The organism is Streptomyces sp. NPDC060027, assembly GCF_042737005.1.
GTDB lineage: Bacteria > Actinomycetota > Actinomycetes > Streptomycetales > Streptomycetaceae > Streptomyces.
Map to the genome: position 1 here is coordinate 49,981 of NZ_JBHWVI010000013.1, position 23,644 is coordinate 73,624.

15 protein-coding genes and 3 pseudogenes are annotated in these 23,644 nt (G+C 67.9%); 14 read left to right on the forward strand and 4 right to left on the reverse strand.

What is annotated here, in order from left to right; all coding sequences use genetic code 11:
* Positions 1 to 110: 110 nt before the first annotated feature.
* From ACFWBT_RS05640 to ACFWBT_RS05685, 10 genes are all read left to right on the forward strand, one after another.
* On the forward strand, positions 111 to 752 hold the full coding sequence (locus tag ACFWBT_RS05640; RefSeq protein ID WP_385696294.1) for a hypothetical protein: 642 nt from the start codon (positions 111 to 113) through the stop codon (positions 750 to 752).
* A 29-nt stretch (positions 753 to 781) separates the two neighbouring features.
* Positions 782 to 1,114: a LysM domain-containing protein gene (locus tag ACFWBT_RS05645; protein WP_355854331.1), complete on the forward strand. Its 333-nt coding sequence runs from the start codon at positions 782 to 784 to the stop codon at positions 1,112 to 1,114.
* Positions 1,111 to 2,232 carry a hypothetical protein gene (locus tag ACFWBT_RS05650; protein ID WP_385696296.1) on the forward strand — a complete coding sequence of 374 codons (1,122 nt, stop codon included), beginning with the start codon at positions 1,111 to 1,113 and terminating at the stop codon, positions 2,230 to 2,232. Before ACFWBT_RS05645 ends, ACFWBT_RS05650 begins: the two co-directional genes overlap by 4 nt.
* Before the next feature lie 11 nt (positions 2,233 to 2,243).
* Positions 2,244 to 2,774, forward strand: a complete 531-nt coding sequence (locus ACFWBT_RS05655; protein WP_385696297.1) for a phage baseplate assembly protein V — start codon at positions 2,244 to 2,246, stop codon at positions 2,772 to 2,774.
* A gap of 1 nt (position 2,775) precedes the next feature.
* On the forward strand, positions 2,776 to 3,123 hold the full coding sequence (locus ACFWBT_RS05660) for a hypothetical protein (RefSeq protein WP_356785323.1): 348 nt from the start codon (positions 2,776 to 2,778) through the stop codon (positions 3,121 to 3,123).
* Between the two features lie 5 nt (positions 3,124 to 3,128).
* Positions 3,129 to 3,491: a GPW/gp25 family protein gene (locus ACFWBT_RS05665; protein ID WP_385696335.1), complete on the forward strand. Its 363-nt coding sequence runs from the start codon at positions 3,129 to 3,131 to the stop codon at positions 3,489 to 3,491.
* Positions 3,488 to 6,337: a putative baseplate assembly protein gene (locus tag ACFWBT_RS05670; protein ID WP_385696299.1), complete on the forward strand. Its 2,850-nt coding sequence runs from the start codon at positions 3,488 to 3,490 to the stop codon at positions 6,335 to 6,337. Before ACFWBT_RS05665 ends, ACFWBT_RS05670 begins: the two co-directional genes overlap by 4 nt.
* A complete protein-coding gene (locus tag ACFWBT_RS05675) occupies positions 6,334 to 9,528 on the forward strand; it encodes a putative baseplate assembly protein (RefSeq protein ID WP_385696301.1) in 3,195 nt (1,064 codons plus the stop codon). Before ACFWBT_RS05670 ends, ACFWBT_RS05675 begins: the two co-directional genes overlap by 4 nt.
* Positions 9,525 to 11,660, forward strand: coding sequence for a hypothetical protein (locus ACFWBT_RS05680; protein ID WP_385696302.1), 2,136 nt, complete (start codon positions 9,525 to 9,527; stop codon positions 11,658 to 11,660). The genes ACFWBT_RS05675 and ACFWBT_RS05680 overlap by 4 nt, the downstream gene beginning before the upstream one ends.
* Positions 11,661 to 11,739: 79 nt before the next feature.
* Positions 11,740 to 13,137, forward strand: coding sequence for a DUF6519 domain-containing protein (locus ACFWBT_RS05685; protein WP_385696304.1), 1,398 nt, complete (start codon positions 11,740 to 11,742; stop codon positions 13,135 to 13,137).
* A gap of 68 nt (positions 13,138 to 13,205) precedes the next feature.
* Here the strand turns inward: ACFWBT_RS05685 and ACFWBT_RS05690 are convergent, their stop codons facing one another.
* Positions 13,206 to 13,487 carry a hypothetical protein gene (locus ACFWBT_RS05690; RefSeq protein ID WP_385696306.1) on the reverse strand — a complete coding sequence of 94 codons (282 nt, stop codon included), beginning with the start codon at positions 13,485 to 13,487 and terminating at the stop codon, positions 13,206 to 13,208.
* Positions 13,488 to 14,812: 1,325 nt separating this feature from the next.
* On the opposite strand from ACFWBT_RS05690, the gene ACFWBT_RS05695 reads away from it, so the two are divergent.
* Entirely contained in the window at positions 14,813 to 16,900 is a 2,088-nt protein-coding gene (locus ACFWBT_RS05695; protein WP_385696308.1) for a DUF4157 domain-containing protein, read from the forward strand.
* A 19-nt stretch (positions 16,901 to 16,919) separates the two neighbouring features.
* Here ACFWBT_RS05695 and ACFWBT_RS05700 read toward each other — a convergent pair.
* Positions 16,920 to 17,369: pseudogene (locus ACFWBT_RS05700) on the reverse strand (transposase); the annotation flags it as partial.
* A gap of 359 nt (positions 17,370 to 17,728) precedes the next feature.
* On the opposite strand from ACFWBT_RS05700, the gene ACFWBT_RS05705 reads away from it, so the two are divergent.
* Positions 17,729 to 18,979, forward strand: coding sequence for an IS110 family transposase (locus ACFWBT_RS05705; RefSeq protein ID WP_385696310.1), 1,251 nt, complete (start codon positions 17,729 to 17,731; stop codon positions 18,977 to 18,979).
* 21 nt (positions 18,980 to 19,000) lie between these two features.
* On the opposite strand, the pseudogene ACFWBT_RS05710 reads toward ACFWBT_RS05705, so the two are convergent.
* Positions 19,001 to 19,402: pseudogene (locus ACFWBT_RS05710) on the reverse strand (transposase); the annotation flags it as partial.
* 158 nt (positions 19,403 to 19,560) lie between these two features.
* On the opposite strand from ACFWBT_RS05710, the gene ACFWBT_RS05715 reads away from it, so the two are divergent.
* Positions 19,561 to 20,187, forward strand: coding sequence for a hypothetical protein (locus ACFWBT_RS05715; protein WP_385696313.1), 627 nt, complete (start codon positions 19,561 to 19,563; stop codon positions 20,185 to 20,187).
* 130 nt (positions 20,188 to 20,317) lie between these two features.
* On the opposite strand, the gene ACFWBT_RS05720 is transcribed toward ACFWBT_RS05715, so the two are convergent.
* Complete coding sequence (locus tag ACFWBT_RS05720; protein WP_385696316.1) at positions 20,318 to 21,013, reverse strand: TetR/AcrR family transcriptional regulator; 696 nt, start codon at positions 21,011 to 21,013, stop codon at positions 20,318 to 20,320.
* Positions 21,014 to 21,474: 461 nt separating this feature from the next.
* On the opposite strand from ACFWBT_RS05720, the pseudogene ACFWBT_RS05725 reads away from it, so the two are divergent.
* Positions 21,475 to 23,643: pseudogene (locus ACFWBT_RS05725) on the forward strand (3-hydroxyacyl-CoA dehydrogenase NAD-binding domain-containing protein).
* Position 23,644 lies beyond the last annotated feature (1 nt).

The window sequence follows — 23,644 nt, forward strand, 5'->3', positions numbered from 1 at the left end:
CTTCGGGCGGGCCGTAGCTCGGCTTCGGTCGCGGAGGGTCAGCAAGACCGGGCGAACGTTCCGCGCCGCGCCCGCTTCCAGCAGGAGACCGGAGAGCAGGTTATCCCCTCGTGACCACCCCCACCCCGCCCCGCGGCGGCTTCGTGTTCCTCGACCCCGAGCAGGGGCGAGTCCTGCGGGTGGCGCCGTTTCAGTACAACCCCGACACGCTCACACGCACACTCCAGCCGCAGGGAATCGGCGGTGAGGCAGGGGACCGGCTGGAGGCGTTGCGGCTGAAGGGGCCGCCGCACGAGACGTTCAAGATCGACGCGGAGTTCGATGCGGCGGACCAGTTGAAGCCGGTGGCCGGCGCCGCGCCCATGGCAGGTGCTGGGCTGTTCGGGGCATTGTCCGCGCTGGAGACGGCGGTCTGTCCGAGCAGTGCGCAGCTGGCGCAGGAGAATGACATGGCGTCGCGAGGCATGTTGGAGATCGCCCCGGTGGAAGCCCCGCTGACGGTGCTGGTGCTCGGTCGGCGCCGGGTCGTTCCCGTACGCATCACGGACTTCACCGTCACGGAGGAGGCCTACGACGGAGAATTGAATCCCATCAGAGCCAAGGTCGGTCTGTCCGTCCGCGTCCTCACCGTCGACGACGTCGGCTTCTCCCACAAGGCGGGCGCCCTCTTCATCCGTTACCAGCAGAGCAAGGAGCGGTTCGCTGCACTGATCGGATACGGCCCGGGAGCGGTCGGCTACAACGGGATCTGAGTGCCACGGGACGACCCCGAGAGGTAGGAATGTTCGACCCCACCAGCAGGTACCACGGCATCGCCACAGCGACCCTGACGACGCCTGACGGACGGACCGTCACCTATGTGCGGCGTCGCTTCCTGCCGCAGCCTGGGGATCTCATGTCCGTCGGCGCTCAGGTAGTCGCACCCGGCGACCGGCTGGACCGGATCGCGGCCAGGCAGTACGGCGACCCGGACCAGGCGTGGCGGATCGCCGATGCCAACGGGGCGATGCGGCCTGACGATCTCACGGCAGTGCCCGGTCGTCGGCTGCGGATCGCTCTTCCGGCAGGTGTGCCGGGGAGCCTGCCCATGGCCATGGGCCCGGCCCCGTCATGACGCGCAGCCTCCAGCTGATGCTGCTCATGGGAAAGGTGGTTCCGGTCCCCGCTCCGGCCGTCCTCGTCGATGCCTTGCAGTCCGTACAGGTCACCTCGTCCAGTGGTTCGGCGAGCGGTTTCCAGCTGGTGTTCGCCGTGAGCAAGCGGTCGCCCCTGACCGAGGTGATGCTGCCCACGGGGCTGCTGGATCCCAAGACCCGGGTGGTCGTGGTTGCCGTGGTCGCCGGCCTGCCGCATGTCCTCATGGACGGGGTGATCACCCGTCAGGAGATGAACCCCGGTCAGGCCCCGGGTAGTTCCACCCTCACACTGACCGGCGAGGATCTGTCGCTGCTCATGGACCTCCGGCACGTCGAGCGCTGCTATCCGGGCCTGCCGCACCACCTGCGGGTGATGTTGGTGTGCGCCGGATACGCGCAGTACGGGATCGTCCCGCTGGCCGTCCCGCCGGTGATCAGCAACCTTCCGAACCCGGCGATCGAGGTCCCGGTCCAGTCCGCCACCGACCTCGCCTATCTCCGCTCGCTGGCCGACGAGGTCGGCTATGTGTTCTTCATCGAACCTGGCCCCGCTCCAGGAGTGAGCATCGCCTACTGGGGTCCGGAGGTCCGTGTGGGTCTGCCGCAGCCGGCACTCACGGTCGACTCCGGGACGGCGGGCAACGTCGAAGCGCTGAGCTTCGGCTTCGACGGACTGTCCCAGACCCGGTACACAGCCCGTCGCATGGAACCCGTCTCCAAGGCCCTACTACCCGTACCGGTACCCGACGTCAGTCTGCTCCACCCACCCCTTGCTCTGCGGCCGGCCCCGGTTATGCGCGAGGAACCACTGACCGGACAGATCGGCCAGTCGCTCACGGAGACTCTGCTGTGGGGGCTGAGCCGTACCACCAAGTCCGCCGACGCCATCACCGGTCAGGGCAAACTCGACGTACTGCGCTACGGACACGTGCTCAGCGCTCGCAACCTGGTGGGGGTACGCGGCGCGGGCCTGACCTACGACGGCCTCTACTACGTGCGCAGTGTCACGCACGACATCGCCCGCGGTGCATACAAACAGAGCTTCACCCTCACTCGCGACGCTCTCGTCTCCAACACACCGGTGGTGATCCCGTGACGGCTCAGTCCGTGAACAAGTGGCACGGCCTGTATCAAGGCGTGGTGGTGTCCAACGTGGACACCGAAGGCAGGGGGGCGTTGCAGGTGCGGGTGCCGCAGGTCCTCGGTGACGAGCCTTGCATCTGGGCCTCGCCGTCGTTCCCGGTGGCGGGGCCGAACGGCGGCATGTACGTCGTGCCGCTACCAGAATCCGGGGTGTGGGTGCAATTCATCAATGGTGATCCCAATAAGGCGGTGGTGACAGGTTTCTGGCCGGGCAGCGCAGCCGAAGTACCGCCCGCAGCAAAGTCCACCCCGCCGGGGGTCCCGCAGATCGTACTCGCCACCCCCTCCCAGAACGCCCTCGTCATCAGTGATCAGAGCGGGCCGTCCGGTGGCAGTGCCATCACTTTGCAACTCCACGGCGTCGGCGGCCCGTTCATCAAGATCGATGAGCTGTCCATCGAGATCTCGTGCGGCGCCGGGCGCGCCGGCATCGTGCTCGACGGGACAGGGGTGCACATCAACGGTGACGCGCTGACGGTGCTGGGAGGAGGATGAGATGCCCGGCCTGATTCTCCACAGTGGTGCCACGGTGACGTGCGCCCACCAAGGGTCCGCGAACCCCCCGGCACCCGCCCAGCAGCGGGTGCTCGTCGGCACGCAACCCGTCGCCACGACAGCGGACACCTTCCTCGTCCTGGGCTGCGGCTTCCCTGCGGCCTCCCTGGGGGCGCCGCCCTGTACAAGTATCCGGTGGACCCAGACCTCCACCCGGGTACTGGTCAACGGGCTACCGGTGCTGCTCCAGCCGACACCGCCCCCGGGCTGCGGCGCGGGCGTCGGTGTCGGTACGCCGCCCAGCCCGCCCATGGTCCAGGCCATGCAGCTTCGGGTGCGGGGGACGTGAACGCGATGCACATCGATTTCCCTTACAACGTCGACGCGAGCGGTCGGACCGCGACGACCCAACACGCCGACCATGTCCGCGACATGGTCGAGCAGGTGCTCTTCACCACCCCCGGTGAACGGGTGAACCGGCCGGACTTCGGCTGCGGTCTGCTCGACCTGGTATTCGCCCAGAACGGCCCGGAACTTGCGGCGGCCGTCGAGATGACCGCGCAGGCTGCCCTGCAGCGCTGGCTCGGTGACCTGCTCACCGTCGATTCCCTGGCCGTCAGGACCGAGGAGTCGGCCCTGACCGTTTCCGTGAACTACGTTCTGACAGCCACCGGGGAGAGTCACACCGTGCTCATGCGCGGAGGGACCTCGTCATGAGCGCCCGTCAGCTCTGTGACGACGAGCCGCGACGAGCCGCCGTATGGGCTGCCGGGCTGGCCGGCATCGAGAGCGTCTCGGTCGGCGCCGACCGGCGCAGTCTCAGCGTCCTCTTCTTCGGCAGACTCCCAGAGCGGCTGGACCGGCACAGTTTCCGTGTCGAGGGCGGACGGCGGGGCAACGGCATCCGGGTCGTCTCCGTCACCGGCCCGGCCGACCCCGAGTCCGGGGACGCCCCGGCGACCTCCCTGACCGTGGAACTCGAGGGGCCGGGCGACGGGTCCACCTATCGGCTCCGCGCACTCGGGCACGGCTTCGACCGCTGCTACGACTGCTTCGAGTTCTCCTTCCAACAGGCCGACCCCGAGACTGCGGACCGCGCCCCGGCCGGCGGCATCGCTCGGGCGGAGATCCCTCCGGCACCGGCCATCGACTACCTGGCCAAGGACTACGCGAGCTTTCGCCGTCTGCTGCTCGAACGACTCGCCCTCACCATGCCGGAATGGACGGAGCGGCGCGCTCCCGACATCGGCGTCACCATCGTCGAACTCCTCGCCCACGTCGGCGACCAGCTCAGCTATCAGCAGGACGCCGTGGCCACCGAGGCGTACCTCGACACGGCACGGCTGCGCACCTCCGTACGACGCCATGCCCGCCTGGTCGACTATCCGATGCACGACGGCTGTGCGGCCCGCACCTTCGTCTGTGTCGAGACCAGCAGCCGGCTGACCCTGCAGCCCGACGATCTCGCCTTCACCGCCTTCCCCTCGGGCCGCATCCCGCAGACGGGCGCGCTGATCCCGGCCGAGCTGCTTGCGGTCGGCCACACCCCCGTGTACCGGCCGCTGGAACGCCGGGACATCGTGCTGCGCCGCGAACACAACAGCATCGGCCTGTGGACCTGGGGCGATCAGGAGTGCTGGCTGCCCGTCGGCACCACCCGGGCCACACTGCTGGACCAGCGACCGGACGAGAAAGGCGAGGACCGCCCGCTGCTGCTCGCCCCCGGCGATGTGCTTGTGCTCGAGGAGAACCTGGACCCCTGGACCGGCAGTGAGGCGGACCGCGACCCCACTCACCGCCAGGCCGTCCGCCTCACCCGGGTCACCCAGGGCATCGACGTGCTCTACAAAACCAAGGTCCTCGATGTCGAATGGGCTCGCCAGGACGCCCTCGCGTTCCCCTTGTGCGTCACCACCCGCTGCGGACCGGACGGTGAGCCGAAGAACGTCGCCGTCGCCCGCGGGAACACGGTTCTGGTGGAGCACGGCATCGAGAACACCTGGGTCCCCGGCAGTGGGCCCCAAACGATCGATGGACCCGCCGAGCGCGGCCCCGAGCAAAGGTGCCCCAGTGCGGACCCCGCCCCCACCACTCGTCACTTCGCGGCGCCGCTGACCGGTGCGCAGGTCACCTGGTGCGCACCCTACCCACGCCCCGCAGACGTCTGCGCCGGGCAACACCGACAGCTGTCCCGCCTGGCCGCCCGCGCCCGGGAACGGCTGAGCGGCATGCACCGCTCGGGTGCCTCCCTGTCCGCAGCCGACCGCGACTTCCTGGAAACACTGTTCGAGGCGGGCCTCCTCGCCAGGGTGCGCGACGAGGACGGTTCCAGGTTCGACCTCGCTCGGCTGCTCTCGCGCTTCGACGAGTACCTGGATCCCAAACTCCGCCGGCTCGAAGCACTGGCCCGACAGGCCCGGTCCGGCTATGTGCTCGAGCCTGCCGACACCGGCTGGGAACTCGCACAGACCTGGGGCGAGGACGCCGCCCGGTTGATCGACCCGGACAACCCCGCACTGCACGGCCCGGCGTGCGCCGCCCTGCGTCCCGACCCGCGCGAGGCCCTGCCCGCCGTACGGATCTGGGCCGCGGACACCGACGGCGGGACCGATGCCTGGACGCCACGCCGCGACCTGCTGGCCAGCGGCCCTCGCGACCGCCATGTGGTGGGCGAGACCGATGACCAGGGTCAGCTGAACCTCAGGTTCGGAGACGGCCGGAACGGAACCGCACCGCCTCCGGGACAGAACCTGCTGGCCTCCTACCGCACCGGCCACGGCCGGGCCGGCAACGTCGGCAGCGAAGCCATCAACAGGATTGCGTCCCGCTCCACCCTGCTGGACGCCGTCGTCCGGGTTCGCAATCCGTTGCCCGCGACCGGTGGCACTGACCCCGAACCCGTCGCGCAGGTGCGGCTGGCAGCACCGCGCGAGCCGTTGCGCAAACTGCTGCGGGCCGTCACCGCCGAGGACTACCAGACCCTCGCCGCCCGTCACCCCGGAGTACAACGGGCCGCCGCCACCCTGCGCTGGACAGGAAGCTGGTACGAGGCGGACGTCGCACTCGACGCCGAGGGCACGTCCGATCTGCCGCACAGACTGTCGGAGGAGGTGCGGCTGTCCCTGCACAGGTTTCGCCGCATCGGCCATGACGTGGTCACCGGACCTGCCCTTCAGGTGCCCCTCGACGTCGCCCTCACCGTCTTCGTCGACCCCGATCACATCGCCGGTCATGTCCGCCAAGCCCTGCTGCGGGCCCTGCGCCCCGGCCCGCAACCCGACGGTGGATTGGGCTTCTTCGATCCCGACGCCCTCACCTTCGGCACGCCGGTACGGACGAGTGCGCTGGTCGCCGCAGCGGCCGCGATTCCCGGCGTCCGCCATGCCGAGGTGACCCGGCTGCGCCGTCTGCACCGTCTCACGAACGACGGGGCGAGTCCGGGCCCGGATGTCCCGCCCTCCGGCGTGCTCAGGCTGCGTCCCCTGGAGATCGCCCGGCTCGACGGCGACTCCACCCGGCCGGAGAACGGCTGGGTGACCCTCGACCTGCGAGGAGGGCGATGAGCCCCCCGGCCTGCCTCTGCGGCAGTTGCCCGAGCCCCCGGCCGACCACCACTCCGGCACAGGTCTGGAACCGGCCCGCCCTGCCCCAGCTGCGGTACCGCGTTGGTACCTACGACCAGTTCCTGAGGTCGATGCTCGCCGGGTTGTCCAGCACCCATCACGCGTCACTCGCCCAGCTGACCACCCGTGAGCCCGACGATCCCTCCATCGCCCTGGTGGAGGGCTGGGCCCTGATCGCCGACGTCCTGACCTTCTATCAGGAACGGATCGCCAACGAGGGATACCTGCGCACCGCGACCGAGCAGGAGTCCCTGGTCAGGCTCGGACGGCTGGTCGGACACCGACCTCGTCCCCCACTCGCCGCAGGCACGTTCCTCGCCTACACCCTCGATGCCGGCACCCGCTGCACCATCCCGGCCGGATCCCAGGTCAAGAGCGCCCCGCCGCCCGGTGGACTGCCCCAGATCTTCGAGACCGCGGAGGATCTCACCGCCCGCGCCGAATGGAACCAGTTTCCGGTCCGTGCGACCGCCTCCGCGTCGATCGATCCCGATGCCGCGGCGACCATGCCGTCGCTCGAACTCGAGGGCCTGCAGCCCAACCTCGGCGCGGGCGACCGTCTACTCTTCACGTTCGGCGACCCCAGTCGGAACATCACCCGTCTCGTGGAGAGCACCCGACTGGACCCGGCCCGCGCGCGCACCACCGTACTCCTCAGGGCGCCGGGCCCCGTCCAGCAGTTGAACCGCGAAGTACAGGCCTTTCGCGAGGACGTGGACAGAGCGACACGGAAACCGCTACCGGCCAAACCGTTCGAGGACTTCCTGAGAGGGTTGCGCGAAGTCCTGCACGCCGGAGACATCCTCCGCGATCCGGACGCACTGGCCGCAACACTCGACGACAAACTGCAGGAGTTCCGCGAGCGGCTCTCCGGGGCCCAGGCCGACACGGCGCACGCGGCCGACCTGCTGAACAAGGTCACCGCCCGGGTCGCGGCCGTCCGGACTGCCGCCGAGGCGGTGACGGGCTCACCCACGGACGCCGTCGGCAAGCACTCCTCGACCCGCTCGGACGGGGAACCCTTCGTCGATGCCGTGAACCTGGGCCGTCAGGTCCTGCATGCGCTCGAAAGGTCCCCGTCACGGCCTCCTCGCAATCCCAGTGAGATGGCCACCCCCGTCACCGCCCTCTTCAGCCCGAAGTCCGACTCCATGTCGCGTCTGCTCACCGCGAGCAACCCCCGGCTCACCGAAACGCTCTACCGTGCCCTGAGCACCGTCTCGGCCACCGCCGCCGATCCGTCGGGCGTCCAGTGCTTCCGCGTGAAGGCAGCACCCCTCGGGGCGACGATCCCTGACGCGGCACGGGTCAGACGGCTCCTCAGGACCGCAGATTCCTCCGACGGGCCCGAACAGGAGCGCTCTGCCGAGGAGGGGAACGTTCTCCTGCTGGACGCGGTGTACGACATGATCCTGCCCGGCAGCTGGATCGCCGTGCGGCAGACGGACGACCGGACGAAGACCCGGATCATTCAGGTGACCGCCGTCGCGCAACTCGCCGTCGCCGACGAGCACTACGCCGCAAGGGTGACCCGTCTGCAACTCGCCGAACCGTGGACCGAAGATCCCGACGACCTTCCCGCACGACGCGCCACGACCGTCTGGGCCGCCGGCGAGACGCTTCACCTCGCAGATCCCCCGGACACCTCCGAGCTCGCCGGTGACGAGATCCAACTCGCCGGCACCTACGAGGGCCTGACTCCCGGTCGCTGGCTGATCGTCTCCGGGGAACGCACCGACATCCCGAAGGTCTCCGGAGTCCCGGGCGTCGAACTCGTCATGCTCGGCGGAGTGCGTCAAGGACTCGACGCAACCCCTTTCAGCCGCAGCACGCTCGCTCTGACCACAAAACTCGCCTACCGCTATCGCCGGGACACCGTGCTCATTCATGGCAATGTCGTGTTCGCGACCGCGGGTGAGACCCGAAACGAGATCCTCGGCAGCGGTGACGCCACGCAGGCGAGCCAGGTCTTCCCGCTGCGTCAACGGCCACTCACCTGGCTCCCCGCCCGCACGACCGACGGCGCAAAGGAAACCCTGACCGTCCGGGTCGCCGGTGTGGCCTGGCCCCGGATCGCCGATCTGACCGAGGCCGACCCGGCCACTCCCGTCTACCGACTGCGCCTCGGTGTCGACGGCACAGCGGCCGTCGAATTCGGCGACGGCCGCCACGGCTCCCGACTTCCGACCGGTGCGGAGAACGTCACGGCCCACTACCGCATCGGTGGAGGCAGCTCCGCCAATGTCGCGGCGGGACAGGTCAACCACGTGGTCAGCAGGCCCCTTGGAGTCAGCGGCGTGACCAACCCGCTGCCCGCCACCGGAGGCACGGACGCCGACGGCCGCGAAGACGCCCGCCGCTGTGTCCCCTTGCGGCTCAGCGCCCTCGACCGACTGGTGTCGGTCCGCGACTACGAGGACTTCGCTCTGGCGTTCGCCGGCGTCGGCAAAGCCGCCGCGCGCCGCTGCCCCGACGGCACCCGCCAGCTCGTGCACGTCACGATCGCCGCCGCCGGCGACGCCCCCCTCGACGCGGGCTCACTGCTCCTGGACGCCCTTCAGTCGGCCCTGAGCCAGTACGGTGATCCGGCGCTGCCGGTGCGCGTGGAAGCCTGCGAACGGGTACGGCTCGTCCTGTCACTCGGCGTCCGGACATTGCCCGACCACTCGCGGGACATGGTCGAACAGGCGGTCCGGGACGCCTTGACGGCCCGGCTGGGATTCGCCGCGGCAGAGCTGGCCCAGCCGGTCTTCCTCAGCGCCGCCATCGCCGCCGCGCAAACTGTCCCCGGAGTCGACTTCGTGGACGTCGACGCCTTCGGCGGTGTCGGGGACGACGTCGACGCGGCCGGCGTCATCCGATTCGCCCAAGAACTCACGGCCGCCCCCTGCGTACCCGGCCACCCCGCGGGATACCGCGACTCCCTCTACACACCGGCCCCCGGGGAAACGACAGCATCGGTGGCCGCGGTGAACGGACTCACGGAACAGCAACTCGCCCTGCTGAATCCCGACGGCATCTCCCCAGACCCCGGCTCCCCGATGGTGGTGCGGCGCGCCCTGCGCCCCGCCGAGCTCGTACTCCTCGATCCGTCGCTGCCCGAGACCCTCGTCCTGCGGAGGATCCCATGACTCCCGACCAGTTGTACGCGCTGTTGCCCGCCCTCCACCGCAGGCTCGACGCGGACCACGGCAGCAGGCTGTACGAGCTCCTCTCGGTCATCGCCGAACAGGCTCGCATCGTCCAGGACGACATCGAGCAGCTCCACGACAACTGGTTCATCGAGACCTGCGAGGACTGGGTGGTGCCCTACCTCGGCGACCTCGTCGGCTACCGCACGCTGCCGGGGACGGCCGCCGCCCTCTCCGACGGCTCCTCACCGGCGGACGGGCTGCTCGCCGCAGCCGTGCCCCGCAGAGAGGTCGCGAACACCGTCGCCAACCGCCGCCGCAAAGGCACCCTCGCCCTGCTCGAGGACCTCGCCGCCGACGTGGCGGACTGGCCCAGCCGGGCGGTCGAATACCGCCGTCTGCTCGCCGTCACCCAGCCGATCCGCCGCTACGCCACCGAGGACCACGACGCACGGCGGCGCTTGCGCCGCGGCGGCCTGGTCGACCTGCGCCGTATCGACGTCCTGGACCGAATCGAGGGGCCGTTCGACGAACTGGCCCACACCGTCGAGGTCCCCCGCACCGACTCCACCCGCCGCGTGGGCCACTACGGCATCCCGGGTGTCGGCCTCCACGTGTGGCGCCTGCGGGCCCATGCGGTGACCCGGGCCCCGGCGTCCTGCGTGGACCAGGCCGGATCGTGCTACACCTTCAGCATCCTGGGCAACGACACCCAGCTGTTCACCAAGCCGGTTCCCGAACCATCGGCCTGCCATGTCGCGGACGAGATGAACGTCCCGGCGCCCATCCGGCGCAGGGCCCTGACCGAACGGCTCTACGACTACTACGGCCCGCTCAAGAGCCTGTGCGTATGGACCGGACCGGACCCCGACAGTGACGTAGTACCCCTCGACCGCATCGTGTCCACAGACCTGTCCGAGTGGAGCTACTCCCCACGCCCCGGACAGGTGGCCCTCGACCCGGTTCTCGGACGCATCATGTTTCCCGAGCAAACCGACCTGCGACAAGGCGTCCGGGTGACCTACCATCACGCGTTCGCCGGCGACTTCGGCGGCGGCGAATACCCCCGTCCGGGCAACGCCGTGGGCCCGACCGTCGCTCGCTACCGGGTGGGTCCGGGTGAGGCGCATCACCGGATCACCGACGCGATCGAACGCTGGCGCGCCGATAAACGGCACCAGCCCTCACCTGCCGAAGCGATCGTCGAAATCACCGGGAACGACGTCCATCACGACCTCACGGACATCCTTCTCGAACCAGGAGACCATCTCACCCTACGCGCCGACGACGGTGCGCGACCGGTGCTCGCACTGCTCGACCCGTCAGAGGACCGGGACGCCGCCCTGCGGATCACCGGCACCAGGCGGGGCGAGGGACCGCTGCCCCGCATCGTCCTCGACGGCCTCATGGTCACCGGGGGCAGCATCCAGCTCCGGGGCAAGGTGGGACAACTCATCATCCGGCACTGCACGTTCGTGCCCGGCTGGGACCTCGACCCGCGTGGCCTGCCACGGGCGCCCGAAGAGGCAGCCTTGGAACTGATCGACACACCGGTCTGCGTCGAGGTCGAGCACAGCATCCTCGGTAGCATCGTCGTCATCCAGGACGAGGAAGCCACCGAACCCAGCCGGCTCTTCCTCTCCGACACCGTGCTCGACGCCACCCACCGGGAACGCGCAGCACTGGCCGGTTCGCAGGACCGATACGCACACGCCGTCCTCACGGCACGGCGCACCACCGTCATCGGCTCGGTCCACACGCGTGCCGTCGGCACGCTGGAGAACTCTCTGCTGGACGGGGACGTCCAGATCGCCCGGCAGACACAAGGCCGTGTGCGTTTCTGCTGGCTGCCGCCCGGCTCCCGTACTCCGCTCCGTCTGTACTGCCAGCCCGAGCACTCGGGCGACCCGGACCACGTCGTCCTGAAGTTCGCCAGCACCCGGTACGGCACACCCGACTACGTCCAACTCGCCGACACCTGCGCCGAGGAGATCCGGCGCGCAGCGGACGACGGATCGGAACCGGGGGCATTCCACGACCTGTTCCGTCCGCAGCGTCAGGACAACCTGCACGCCCGCCTCGCCGAATACACCCCGGCCGGCTGCAACGCGGGAATCCGTTTCGCCACATGAGAGCGTCGCCCGAGCGGCGAGCCGCCCCTCCGTCACCGTCCACCATTGCCAGCGTCGTTCAGTCAGGGAGCACAACAGCATGCAGGGAGACTTCTCCCGGGTCACCTTCGACCCGGCCCAACGGTTCTCGGCCGTACTTTCCCAGCAAGGACGGGTGCAGCTCGACTCCGAGATCAACGAGCAGACAGCGATCCTCCTGCACTACATGCGCACTCTGGCCGCCGACTTGCTCGGGCCGGTCGCGTTTCCCTCCGGCCCTGGTGGTCAGAGCACTGGTGGGTTCTGCCTCGACACGTTCGACGGAGACAACTTCACCGTGACGCCGGGCCGGATCTACGTCGACGGCATCCTCTGCGAATGCGACGGCACCGACTACTGGAGCCAGCCGGACGGGTACCTCGACCCGGGGCGGGAGCGCGACCAGCTACCGACAAACCCGTTCATGGTCTACCTGCGGGTCTGGGAGCGTCTGGTCACGGCCGTCGAAGCGCCCCGCATTCGCGAGGTCGCCCTGGGGCTGCACGGCCCGGACACGACGGTCCGTACCCGGGTGGTCTGGCAGCTGTGCTGGATGACTCTGGACTCTGAATCCTTCATCCCCGACATGACGACCGCACCGCAGTTCCTGCGCGACCAGATCAGTCGAAGGTTCAGACCTCGCCCCCTGCTCTCCGCCCGCGTCCGCAACCCCGAAGGCAACAGCACGCCCTGCGACCTGCCGCCCCAGTCCGGCTATCGCGGGCCGGAGAATCAGCTGTACCGGGTCGAGGTCCACCAAGGCGGCACCGCCGATACCGCGACGTTCAAGTGGTCCCGGGAGAACGGCTCGGTGGTTCTGCCGATCAGGGCGGTCAGCGGTGCATCGATCGAGTTGGAGACGCTGGGCCGGGACGACAAACTGGGGCTCGAAATCGACGACGTGGTCGAGATCCTCGACGACGCCTCCGTTTGCCGGGCCGCTGCCGACGCGTGGGAGCAGGAATACCCCCGCCTCTACACCGTCAAGGCGATCGACCAAGCCAGGCGCAAGGTCGTCCTCGACGACGAGCCGGCCCAGGATCGGTACCAGCCGGACGCCGGAACGATCCCCGGACGTCACCCACTACTACGCCGCTGGGACCACGGGACGGCAGTGCGGGGGCAGAGGGACGGCGGCACCTACACGGGCGTGAACAGCGAGGGTACCCAGCGCATCAGGGAAGGTACATGGCTTCCGCTCGAGGACGGCATCGAAGTCCGGTTCGAGGGAGACGTCGAGCGGGCCCCGCAGTACCGCCGGGGTGACTACTGGACGATTCCGGTCCGGGTCGTCACCGGCGACGTCGAGTGGCCCACCGGGCTCAACGGCCGACCTCAGCCGAAGCGACCGCACGGCATCGACTATCACTACGCGCCCTTGGCGGTCGTACTGCCCCAGGACTCCACCGACTACCACATGGTGGATCTGCGAGTGCCGTTCCCTCGTCGACGGCAGTGACCGCAGGAGATGCCCAACAACCCGACCGGAAACACAGGTGGGCGGGAGGTCGGCCCTATCGAGCCTCGCTATCGCATGCGTGACGTCACGATCAGGACCACGACCACGCACACGACGAAGGCCAGAAAGATGGCGCACCCGATTCTCGAAAACTGCTTGGCAGAAACGTCCGCGCCGGTGGTCAGGTTGTGCAGTTTCTTCACGCGCAGCGTCCCCGACCGCATCCGGCCACTGGCGCGAACCCGGTCACCGTTGGCCACGGAGCCCTCGAATATGATCCCCCTCATCTCGATCGGCACAAGTTTCACCCGAGCGCCGGCATCGTCATATTCCTCCACCCGGAAATTCATAACGAACATGCTTGCCGAATCTCCGCCCCCACCCTGCGTTCGGGTCTGGACATCGCGGACCGTCCCCTCCACAATTCCACTTTCCTTCGGGGGAGGTGGTGGAGGTGCTGGAGGTGGAGGTGGAGGAGGTGGTGGAGGAGGTCGCACTGGTTCGGGCACGGGTTCCTCATACGAATCCGCAGGGTCGAACCGGAAACCGCAGCGAGCGCACGTGTGCACGTCAGGGTGTTTCTTCTGTCGACTACCGCAGTTCTCGCACCCTATCCAGTCACTGTCACTCTCCATGCACCCACTCCTGTACACGCATCCCATTAACCCATTCAAGCGACCCTGCTTCCATGACACACCATCATCCTCGACAACAGGCGAATCCGCCGAGTCCTGAGGTTTGACGCAGTCACAGAATCCGATCGGTGCTGCATGCTCCGCCCGGAGCGGAAAGCCGGTGAGCTGAATTGAAGGCCGTTGCATAGGGAGCAGAAGGGCCGCTTGAGAGTTGGCACGGCGTCCTCAGAGGACACGTGACACGCGGCCTGGGCACGGCGAACCGAAGGCGATGTCTGCCTCGGCTCCCGCCACCACCTCCGGTTCGCCGGACCATTGCCCGACGACCGGGCTTCTCCTACTCGGGACACCAGAGGCCCCGAATTGGCTAGGTTTTCCAAGTAAAGCTCTACACCTACGATGCTTACGCGGGGTGCAACGGCCCGCAACCTGAGCACTCGAACCTCGATGGCCGGCACTGGCTCGACGAATTGCCACGTCAGAACCCGTAAACTCCCTGAGTGGATCGCGTACGTCGGCCAAGAGCCCACGCCTCCGCACACCCCGAGTTCATCGAACACCGACGCATTGGCTTGGCCCAGACGCGGGCCAGGCTCCACACTCCCAGTCGGCCGTGTGCAGTCGGTCCGTGGAGTTGGCCAGGACCGCTAGCGGCGAGATGACGGTTACTCGGCCCACCGCTCTGGTTGGCTCCGCTGTAGCACCGAGAGCGGGGTGATGCAGAGGATGCCCAAGCGTGCGAGCTTCCAGCCCGCACCACGAAGACGACGGCCGTATCGTCGTCGAGCCACGGTATCGAAGTCGCCATCGTGGAGGTGGCCATGGACCTCGACTCGCCGTCACCGGCGCGTTTCGCGCTCTGGACCCAGGCGGCCCAATCGGTGAAGCGGCCTCACCCGGTGTGGTGCAGACTCGCTACGAAGGCACCGAACCGAGGCGTATTCGACTTTCCGGGGGGACGGGAGCAGCACATGGCGCAGTTCGCACACGACTCTCCCTCTTCACGACGTACGTCGCAACGCCCGCGTACCACGAGGACGATGTCCGTTTTCAAACCCTCACAAGGGAGCGGGGAAGCGCTCCGGCCCGACGTCCGGCACGTCATGGAGAGCCGGCTCGGCACTGACTTCAGCACGGTCCGAGTCCACACCGATGGGGAGTCTGCAGCAGCGGCACAGCAACTGCGCGCCGCCGCCTTCACACGGGGTTCGGACATCGCCTTCGCTCCCGGCACCTATGCCCCGCACACACTCCCCGGCGCCGTCCTGCTGGTCCATGAACTGGTGCACGTGGCGCAGAATCGGACTCGGCCGGTGCCTGCAGGAGCGCCACCGCTCAGCCGAGGAGGAGCGGACATCTCCGAGCGTCAGGCGCATCAGGTGGTGGAACGATTCATGGCGGGCTCACCGCGGCCGATGACCGTCCCGGTCGGCCCGGATGCCGCTCTCAGCCTCGCGGATGAATTCTGGTACCGCGGATACGCGGAAGGCGCCGCCGTGGCTCGCGACGGACCGTACCGCCACGACTTGGGTGAGGGCCTCTATTTCAGTGACGAGCCTGACGTGGCGAACGAGTACGGCGCCCTTCGGGCGCAAGAGCAAGGAAAACCGACCTCGCAGCGACTCGGCCGCGTCAAGCTGGATCAGAACAAAATGGGACGCGTCTTTGATTTCACCAAAGAACTAGACTTCATGAAATACTACGAGCACACAAAAGCGACACTTAAAGAAGTTAGCGGAGACCCTTATCGAAACCTGGTCGAGAATCACCTTCGGGTGAAGAATATCAAACTCGAGGACTTCGATATCCTCATCGGGCCAGAGGGGATTCGCGGCGGCCGTCAAATGTGCATCCGGAACCCTGCGTTGATCAAGTCGGCCCTAGATCGACTGGAACACCAAACGCCCGGCGGGGGAACCCCGGGAACCGGCGGGGGAACCGCCCCACCTACAAGGGGCGGACAGGCACGCACTCCCGAGACTGGCGGAGCACCCCCCTCGGGGAAACTCGCTCCCGCTGCAAGAAAACCCGCCCCTGCCCCTGTGGCTCCCGAACCCGGCCGGATGGGCCGCTGGGCGATCGGCTTCTTCAAGGGCGCGGCTCCCATGATCGCCACCGGAATCAATTCATATCTGATGGCCCAAAAAGACGCCAGCTATGTGCGGGGGCGGGTCGAGAGGGCCCTCGCCGAACCAGAACTCAACAGCAAGGCTGACGACCTCATCGCCCAGAATCGTCTCTCGATCGCCCGAGCGCAACGACAATCGAAGAAAGTCTACCTCACGATCAGCCTCAAACTTGTGTTCACCAACGGAATCCAGGACAGCCTTTTTATCCGGGATCCGGTACTCACTTACACCGATGAAACGGAATGGTCCTCACCCATCCGTATGAGTGACGAACCTCTCGCCGGAGCGGAGACCACGGTCGGCCGGGTCACACAGTCGGTACAACTGCGCCGGATGGAAGTCAGCCGGTCGGAGGAGCTAGGATTCCGAATTCAAGACCTCCAGGCCGAGCAGGCGCGCGACGCTGCGGCCGTAATGAAGGGAGGCGGCTTCGGAGAGGTCCGCAGACGCGAAATCCAGGCACTGGTGACACGTCTTCAACAAGCCCAACAAGTCGCTCACCGCGAAGAGGAAAGGGCCATGCTCGCGGAGCTGGTCCGCCCTGCAGTCACGGCCGACCTCCGGACTCGAACGAAGGAGCAGGCCGCGATCGCCGATCGCCTGCGTCAGTTGCAGGCAACATCACCTATGCCAGGACAGGCGGCACCAGCCCCGCACAATTTGACCCCGCCACCTGCTGCGCCAGGCCTCCTTCCGGGCACGCCCCAAGGCGATCCCATCGCGCAGGCCGCCGCGGTCGTACAGGAACTCCGGCGCCAGACAGATCTCCTGGAGGCCACGGCGCGCGCAATGGAATCCCGACTCGGCACCCCTGATCCACCCACACTCGCAGAACGCCAGTCCTTCTTCGTCATGGAAGAGCGATGGCGGTTGTCGGTCAAGTTCGCTATGAACAAGTTCAAGGACACCAACCGGGACGAAGCCGTCAACGCGCTGGGCGAGCTGCTCGACCGCCGAGGCGGCGGCCTCGCCCTAACGCGCGGGTACCTGGGTGGCTAAGAGAGCATCTGATCAAGGTTCACGCTGATGTGCACGGGATGTCCGTTTCGATTCGCCAGGTTGGTACGGATTCTCCGGTCAGTTCGCGGGACATTTTGGCAGCCATGGCCCAGTGGATCATCGCCCTCGATCTCTGAGGGAGGGCTTCGTAGTCACGCGCCAGGCGGCGGTGCTGCATCAGCCAGCCGAAGGTCCGCTCGATCACCCACCGTTTCGGCAGCGGCTCGAACCCCTTCGTCCGTGGCCGCTGCACCACCTCGACGTCGATGCCCAACCGTGCGCCGTGGTTGAAGATGCTGTTCTGGTAACCGCCGTCGGCCCAGACCTTGGTCACGCTGGGATGTGCTGCGGCCAGGTCGTCGAGCAGGAGCTTGCCGCCGGTGGTGTCGTGCACGTTCGCGGCGGTGACCAGGACGGCCAGCACCAGACCAAGCGTGTCGGTGATCAGGTGCCGCTTGCGCCCTTTGATCTAATGGGCGGTAGCTGAGGTTGCTGAAGGCACCTCCTCGACGCCGGCCGCCGGCGTCAGCACGATGTCCTCCATTGATCCGGGCCGGGAGCCCTCAAAGAAGACTGACGTGTGCTGGCGCTCGCCGTCGGCGTCGAGAGCGACCACTTGGATCACCGATGATGATCGTGGTCCAAGCCCCCTGCGGGGACTACCTCTTACATGTTCGGGAGCCACCAGCTCCGATCAAGACCGAGGGCCCCGCAGGCCGCTGGGGTCATGAACGGCTAATCGGATGTCGGGCCTTTGAGCCCTTCCATTAGAGAGACGCATGCCCTGCACGGCTGTGACCAGAAACAACACAGGTCGGACGAGAAAGCATGAGGCGAGTGAGAGCGTTCTGCGGCATCGACTGGGCCAGCGATCACCACGACATAGCCATCGTCGACGAAACGGGTTCGCTGGTGGCCCGGGCTCGCATCGATGACACAGCGGAAGGGCTCGACCAGCTGCTGCGAATGCTCGCCGAGCACGGCGATAGTCCACAGGATCCCATCCCGGTGGCCATCGAGACTTCCCGCGGTCTTCTTGTCGCCTGTCTGCGGGCAACGGGCCGGCCCGTCTACGCCATCAACCCGATGGCCGCTGCCCGATACCGGGACCGATACACCGTCTCCCGCAAGAAGTCCGACCACTTGGACGCCATGGTGCTCGCGAACATCCTCCGCACCGATGCCCCAGCTCACCGCACGCTTCCCGCCGACTCTGAAGTGGCCCAGACCGTAGCGGTTCTAGCCCGTGCCCAGCAGGATGCCGTCTGGGATCGAACGCAAGCTGGCAACAAGCTGCACTCCCACTTGCGCGAGTACTTTCCGAGCTATCTGGCCGCTGTCGGCCGCCGACGGGAGGGCATCTATCACCCCATAGCGCGGTCTCTTCTGGCTGCGGCACCCACCCCACGCCAAGCGGCCAAGCTCACTCGGACGCAGCTGCTGGCCGTGCTGAAGAAGGCTGGACGCAAGAACACCATCGACAGGGAAGTCGAGCTTCTGCACAGCGCGCTTCGCGCTCCGCAAATGCACCATCTTCCCCTGGTTGAGGAGGCCATGGGACGGCAGGCACTTGCGCTACTTCGGCAGCTTGAGGCCGCGTGCGCGAGTGCCGACGATCTCGCCGAAGCCGCAGTTCAGGCATTCGAGGCCCACGCCGATGCCGAGATCATCACAAGTTTTCCGGGACTGGGCCCGCTCAGCGGGGCCCGCGTTCTGGCTGAGATCGGCGACGACCGGACTCGGTTCGCCGACGCCAGAGGGCTGAAGGCGTACGCGGGATCCGCCCCCGTCACCAGAGCGTCCGGCAAGAGCGTGTCCGTCGCAGCCCGCAGGGTCAAGAACCAGAGATTGGCAGGCGTCGGCTATATGTGGGCCTTCTCAGCGATGGCCCACTCCGACGGAGCACGAGCTCACTACGACCGCCGCCGTGACGCTGGAGACCGCCACACGGCCGCCCAGAGAAACCTCTTCAACCGGATGATCGGCTGCCTTCACTACTGCCTGACTCACCGCGTACCGTTCAACGAAGCCGTGGCCTTTCCGACCTTGCCAGAACCCCGTCTTACCCTGGCGGCTTGACACGTTCTTCGCATCGGATGTCTTCTTGCCGGCGTCGATGCCCTGGCTGGTCTCGGCGACGTTCGCCGAGGTCTTCACGCTCTGCGCGTCCACCACGGCCGCAGTCGGCTCCGCCCGGCGGCCATGGAACCGGCGGGTCTTGTCGCGTAACAGATCGTGGACCTGCTGGGTGGTGCCGTCGGCTTCCCATTTCGCGTAGTAGTCATAGACGGTCTTGAACGGCGGGAAGTCGTGCGGCAGATACTCCCACGGGATGCCCGTGCGGTTGACGTAGAGGATCGCGTTCACGATCTCTCGCAGATCGTGCACCCGAGCTGCCGTGCCGGGCCCGGTCCGCCCCGCCCGCCAAGCGGTGAAGACCGGTTCGATCAAGGCCCAGCGGGCGTCGGACACGTCACTGCGGTAAGGACGACGAACACTCACGCCCCATCCAACGACCGCCAACAGCACCAGTCACAAAACCATCCCAGAACACCAACTACCTAGATCAGATGCCCTCTAAGGGCGTTTCGTTTGGCTCTAGCCGATCCCGCGGCAAAATCAGAAGGACTCCTCGCTCGAGGTCGTGTCAGAGTCTTCCCATGTCGAACGACGTCGCTTACCCCGTCTTCCGCACGCCCGACCTTGGTCTGGCCCTGCGCGTGGCTCGCGAGATGGTGGCGTTCGGTGCCCAGCCCCACTCCGAGGTGTCGGTGGAGGCCGAGATACCCACCGTCACCGAGGTGAAGCGGCTGCGTGACGCCCTGCCGGAATCGTGGTTCACGTGCTGGAACATGGACGCGGACGCGCCCGTCGTTCCGCTGCCCGGCATCCCGGACCTGACCTGTTCGGCTCCCGCCCGTGAGCTTCCCGACAACCTGGCCGGCATAGAGGCGTACCTTCCCCTGACCGTCTCGATGCTGGACCAGCCTCTGGGGAGCACCGAGGATCATTTCGCCGCGGTGATCGGCCCCCACCAGGCTGAGATCCGCTGGTCCTCATTGTCGTGGCCTGGGGCGCCGGAACGTGACGTGTACGGCGAGGGGAAACACGCTGAGGTCACGCTCCTGCTGAACTGTGACTCTCGTGGTCCCGACGCCCGCGCCGACACGCACTTGGTCCTCGTCCACGTCCGGCGCCGCAATGGCGATGGGTACGAGGACCGCTTCGCGGAGTGGCTTGCCGAGCAGATCGGACAGAAGGTCATCGGACCCCCGCAGCACCCATGAGGCCGACGAGTCCCCTTCTCACCGGCGAGGTCCCTTCTCACCACCTGATCGTTGCTCTGTGCGTGTCGTTGACCGATGATGCGGTGCGCGACCGCTTCATCTGGTCCGCGCGGTGAACCGGAAGAAGCGGCTAGGTCTGCCGCCTCCGTGGCGCCCCCCGTGGGCGGGGCGCCGGGACGGGCTCGCCGGTGAAGGCTTTGGGGTAGCCGACCGTGCCGAGGCTCAGCAGAACGTGGCGCTCGGCGACCTCCTCGGCGGTCAGGGAACCGCTCTCGCGGTACCAGTTGGCGACGCCCTGGCACATGATGAGGACCGCGCGGACGGCGTCGGCCGGGATCGGCGTGGTGAAGGTGCCCTGGCGGATGCCCGCTTGCACGGTGTCCAGCAGCATGTGCTCCAGATAGTCCCGCAGTGCCACGTACCGGGCGCGGTTCGCGGGCTCCAGGCTGCGGATCTCCGTGTCCAGGAAGGCGAGCCCCTTGCGGTGGGCCATGTAGAGCACGATCGACTCCACCATGCCGCGGAAGCGGGGCAGCGGGTCGTCACCGGCTTCCTCAGCGGCGGCCCGGCAACGGTCCAGGACGTCCTTCATGGAAGTCTCCAGCAACGTGGAGAGCAGTGCCTGCTTGTTCTCGTAGTGGTAGTAGAGCGCGGGCACGGTGACACCGACCCGGCCGGCGATGTCCCGGACCGAAGTGCCGTGGTAGCCGTGCTCGTTGAACGCCTCCATGGCGTGCAGAAGGATCGGGTGCAGGGTGAGCGGGCCGTACGAGCGCCAGCGCCGCGCGGGAGCGGCGGCGGTGGCCTGACTCGGTTCGGTGCTCAACGGCTCTCCTCGGACGGGTCGGCGACGGGGACATCGTACGTCCATGAGGGGCGGTCGTCGCCGCTTTCCCGCTTATCGATCGCTCAGTAGGTGCGGGTGAAGCCGTCAGGCTCGCTCGACGTGCTCTTCTCGAAGTCCATGACTCTGAAGGGGAGTTCACTCGCAGAACTCTGGGAACGAGTCGAAAACTCGGTCTGTCCCAGGCGTTGACCGTCTTCACCGCCACTCATACCTTGTTTAGCGAACGCTCAGTAAGTTCTCGGTGCGGCAGACGTTGAACCACCTCATGCTCCTCGCCGATCTCGGCGTTTCCGCTGCCCCGCACACCTCGCGCGCCGATCTCCTCGGCCGGACCGGAGGCACCCACGATGGCCAGTGGAACGCCTCTGAAGCGGCACAGCGCGCCAAGTCCCCGTCCCCGTCCCTCCATCCGTATCTTTGGAGACCGATTCGTGGCCACCATCGCCGAGAGCAGCACCATCCGCTGGGAAGAGGACACCGACCGCGTCGTCACGCTCGTCCTCGACGATCCCGACCAGTCCGCCAACACCATGAACGCGGCGTTCATCGACTCCCTGGACGCCACGGTGGACCGGCTGGAGGCCCGGCGCGACACCCTCAGGGGCGTCGTCGTCACCTCCGCCAAGAAATCCTTCTTCGCCGGCGGCGACCTGCGCGACCTGATCGCCGTCACCCCCGCGACCGCCGGACACTCCTTCGAGGCAGGGCTGCGCGTCAAGCGTGCCCTGCGCAGGCTGGAGACGCTGGGCCTGCCCGTTGTCGCGGCGATCAACGGGGCCGCGCTGGGCGGCGGTTACGAGATCACCCTCGCCTGCCACCACCGGATCGTCCTCGACCGGCTGGCGGCCCGCGTCGGACTCCCGGAGGTCACCCTGGGCCTGCTGCCCGGCGGCGGGGGAGTGGTGCGCACGGTCCGGATGTTCGGTGTCGTCGACGCCCTGCGCAAGGTGCTGCTGGAGGGGACGCAGTACGGTCCTGCGCGGGCCCTCGAAGCGGGACTGGTCGACGAGATCGCGGCAGACCGGACCGAACTCCTCGCCCGCGCCCGCGCGTTCGTCCACGCACACCCCAAGTCGGCGCAACACTGGGACGCTCCCGGATACCGCATCCCCGGCGGCACGCCCGCCCACCCGGCGCTCGCCGCGCACCTGCCCGCCCTCCCCGCGCTCCTGCGTGCGAAGACGGGCGGCGCCCCCTGCCCGGCACCGCGCAACATCCTGGCGGCGGCCGTGGAAAGCGCCCAGGTCGACATCGACACGGCCTTCGTCGTCGAGGCGCGCTATCTGAACGACCTGCTCACCGGGCAAGATCACCAAGAACATGATCCAGGCGTTCTTCTTCGACCTCCAGGCGGTCGACTCCGGCGCCGGACGCCCCCGGGAACTGCCCGCCCGCACGGTCACCAGGGCCGCCGTTCTCGGTGGCGGGATGATGGGCGCCGGCATCGCGTACGCCTGCGCGAAGGCGGGCATCGACGTCGTACTGAAGGACGTCTGACCGAAGCGGCGGAGCGCGGCAAGGCGCACGCGGCGGGCCTGCTGGAAAGGGCCGTCGCCCAGGGACGTACGACCGAGGAACGGCGCGACGCACTCCTCGGCAGGATCGTGCCGACGGACGACGCCAGGGATCTGGCGGGCTGCGACGCCGTGATCGAGGCGGTCTTCGAGGATCCGGCACTCAAGCACCGGGTGTTCCAGGAGGCGGAGCAGGCCGTCGCCCCCGACGCCCTGCTGTGCTCCAACACGTCCACCCTTCCCTTCACCCTGCTCGCCGAAGGCGTGCGGCGGCCCGAGGACTTCATAGGGCTGCACTTCTTCTCGCCCGTCGACAAGATGCGGCTGGTCGAAGTCGTCAAGGGGCGCGAGACCGGTGACGAGGCGCTGGCCCGCGCCCTCGTCCGGCAGATCGGCAAGACACCGATCGTCGTCAACGACAGCCGGGGCTTCTTCACCTCCCGGGTCATCGGGCACTTCATGAACGAGGGCGTCGCCATGGTCGGCGAAGGCATCGATCCGGCGACCGTGGAACAGGCCGCCGCGCAGGCCGGCTACCCGGCCAGGGTGCTCGCCCTGATGGACGAGCTGACGCTCACCCTGCCGCGCCGGATCCGCGAGGAGACCCGCCGCGCCACCGAGGAGGCGGGCGGCGTCCGGCACCCGCACCCGGCCGACGCCGTCGTGGACCGGATGACCGGCGAGTTCGGCCGCGCGGGCCGTGCCGCGGGCGCAGGCTTCTACGACTACGCCGACGGCCGCAGGACCGAGCTCTGGCCGGGCCTGCGCGAGCACTTCACGGACCCCGGCCTGCCGCCCGCCGACCTGGACGAGCTCATGGAGCGGATGCTCTTCGTCGAGGCACTGGACGCTGTGCGCTGCTTGGAGGAAGACGTACTGGTGTCGGTGGCGGACGCCAACGTCGGTTCCCTGCTGGGCATCGGATTTCCGGCCTGGACCGTTGGCGTCCTGCAGTACGCCAACGGCTACCCGGACGGCCTGCCGGGCTTCGTCGCCCGCGCCCGCGAACTGGCCGACCTGCACGGCGAGCGCTTCACGCCGCCCGAACTGCTGCTGCGCAAGGCCGAGCGCGGCGAGACCTTCACCGACGGCTGAG

Excerpts from the sequence above, each read along its gene's own strand:
- ACFWBT_RS05645 (WP_355854331.1), top strand. The coding sequence starts at position 782 with ATGTTCGACCCCACCAGCAGGTACCACGGCATCGCCACAGCGACCCTG.
- ACFWBT_RS05650 (WP_385696296.1), top strand. The coding sequence starts at position 1,111 with ATGACGCGCAGCCTCCAGCTGATGCTGCTCATGGGAAAGGTGGTTCCG.
- ACFWBT_RS05660 (WP_356785323.1), top strand. The coding sequence starts at position 2,776 with ATGCCCGGCCTGATTCTCCACAGTGGTGCCACGGTGACGTGCGCCCAC.
- ACFWBT_RS05665 (WP_385696335.1), top strand. The coding sequence starts at position 3,129 with ATGCACATCGATTTCCCTTACAACGTCGACGCGAGCGGTCGGACCGCG.
- ACFWBT_RS05670 (WP_385696299.1), top strand. The coding sequence starts at position 3,488 with ATGAGCGCCCGTCAGCTCTGTGACGACGAGCCGCGACGAGCCGCCGTA.
- ACFWBT_RS05675 (WP_385696301.1), top strand. The coding sequence starts at position 6,334 with ATGAGCCCCCCGGCCTGCCTCTGCGGCAGTTGCCCGAGCCCCCGGCCG.
- ACFWBT_RS05680 (WP_385696302.1), top strand. The coding sequence starts at position 9,525 with ATGACTCCCGACCAGTTGTACGCGCTGTTGCCCGCCCTCCACCGCAGG.
- ACFWBT_RS05685 (WP_385696304.1), top strand. The coding sequence starts at position 11,740 with ATGCAGGGAGACTTCTCCCGGGTCACCTTCGACCCGGCCCAACGGTTC.
- ACFWBT_RS05690 (WP_385696306.1), bottom strand. The coding sequence starts at position 13,487 with ATGAATTTCCGGGTGGAGGAATATGACGATGCCGGCGCTCGGGTGAAA.
- ACFWBT_RS05695 (WP_385696308.1), top strand. The coding sequence starts at position 14,813 with ATGTCCGTTTTCAAACCCTCACAAGGGAGCGGGGAAGCGCTCCGGCCC.
- ACFWBT_RS05705 (WP_385696310.1), top strand. The coding sequence starts at position 17,729 with ATGAGGCGAGTGAGAGCGTTCTGCGGCATCGACTGGGCCAGCGATCAC.
- ACFWBT_RS05715 (WP_385696313.1), top strand. The coding sequence starts at position 19,561 with ATGTCGAACGACGTCGCTTACCCCGTCTTCCGCACGCCCGACCTTGGT.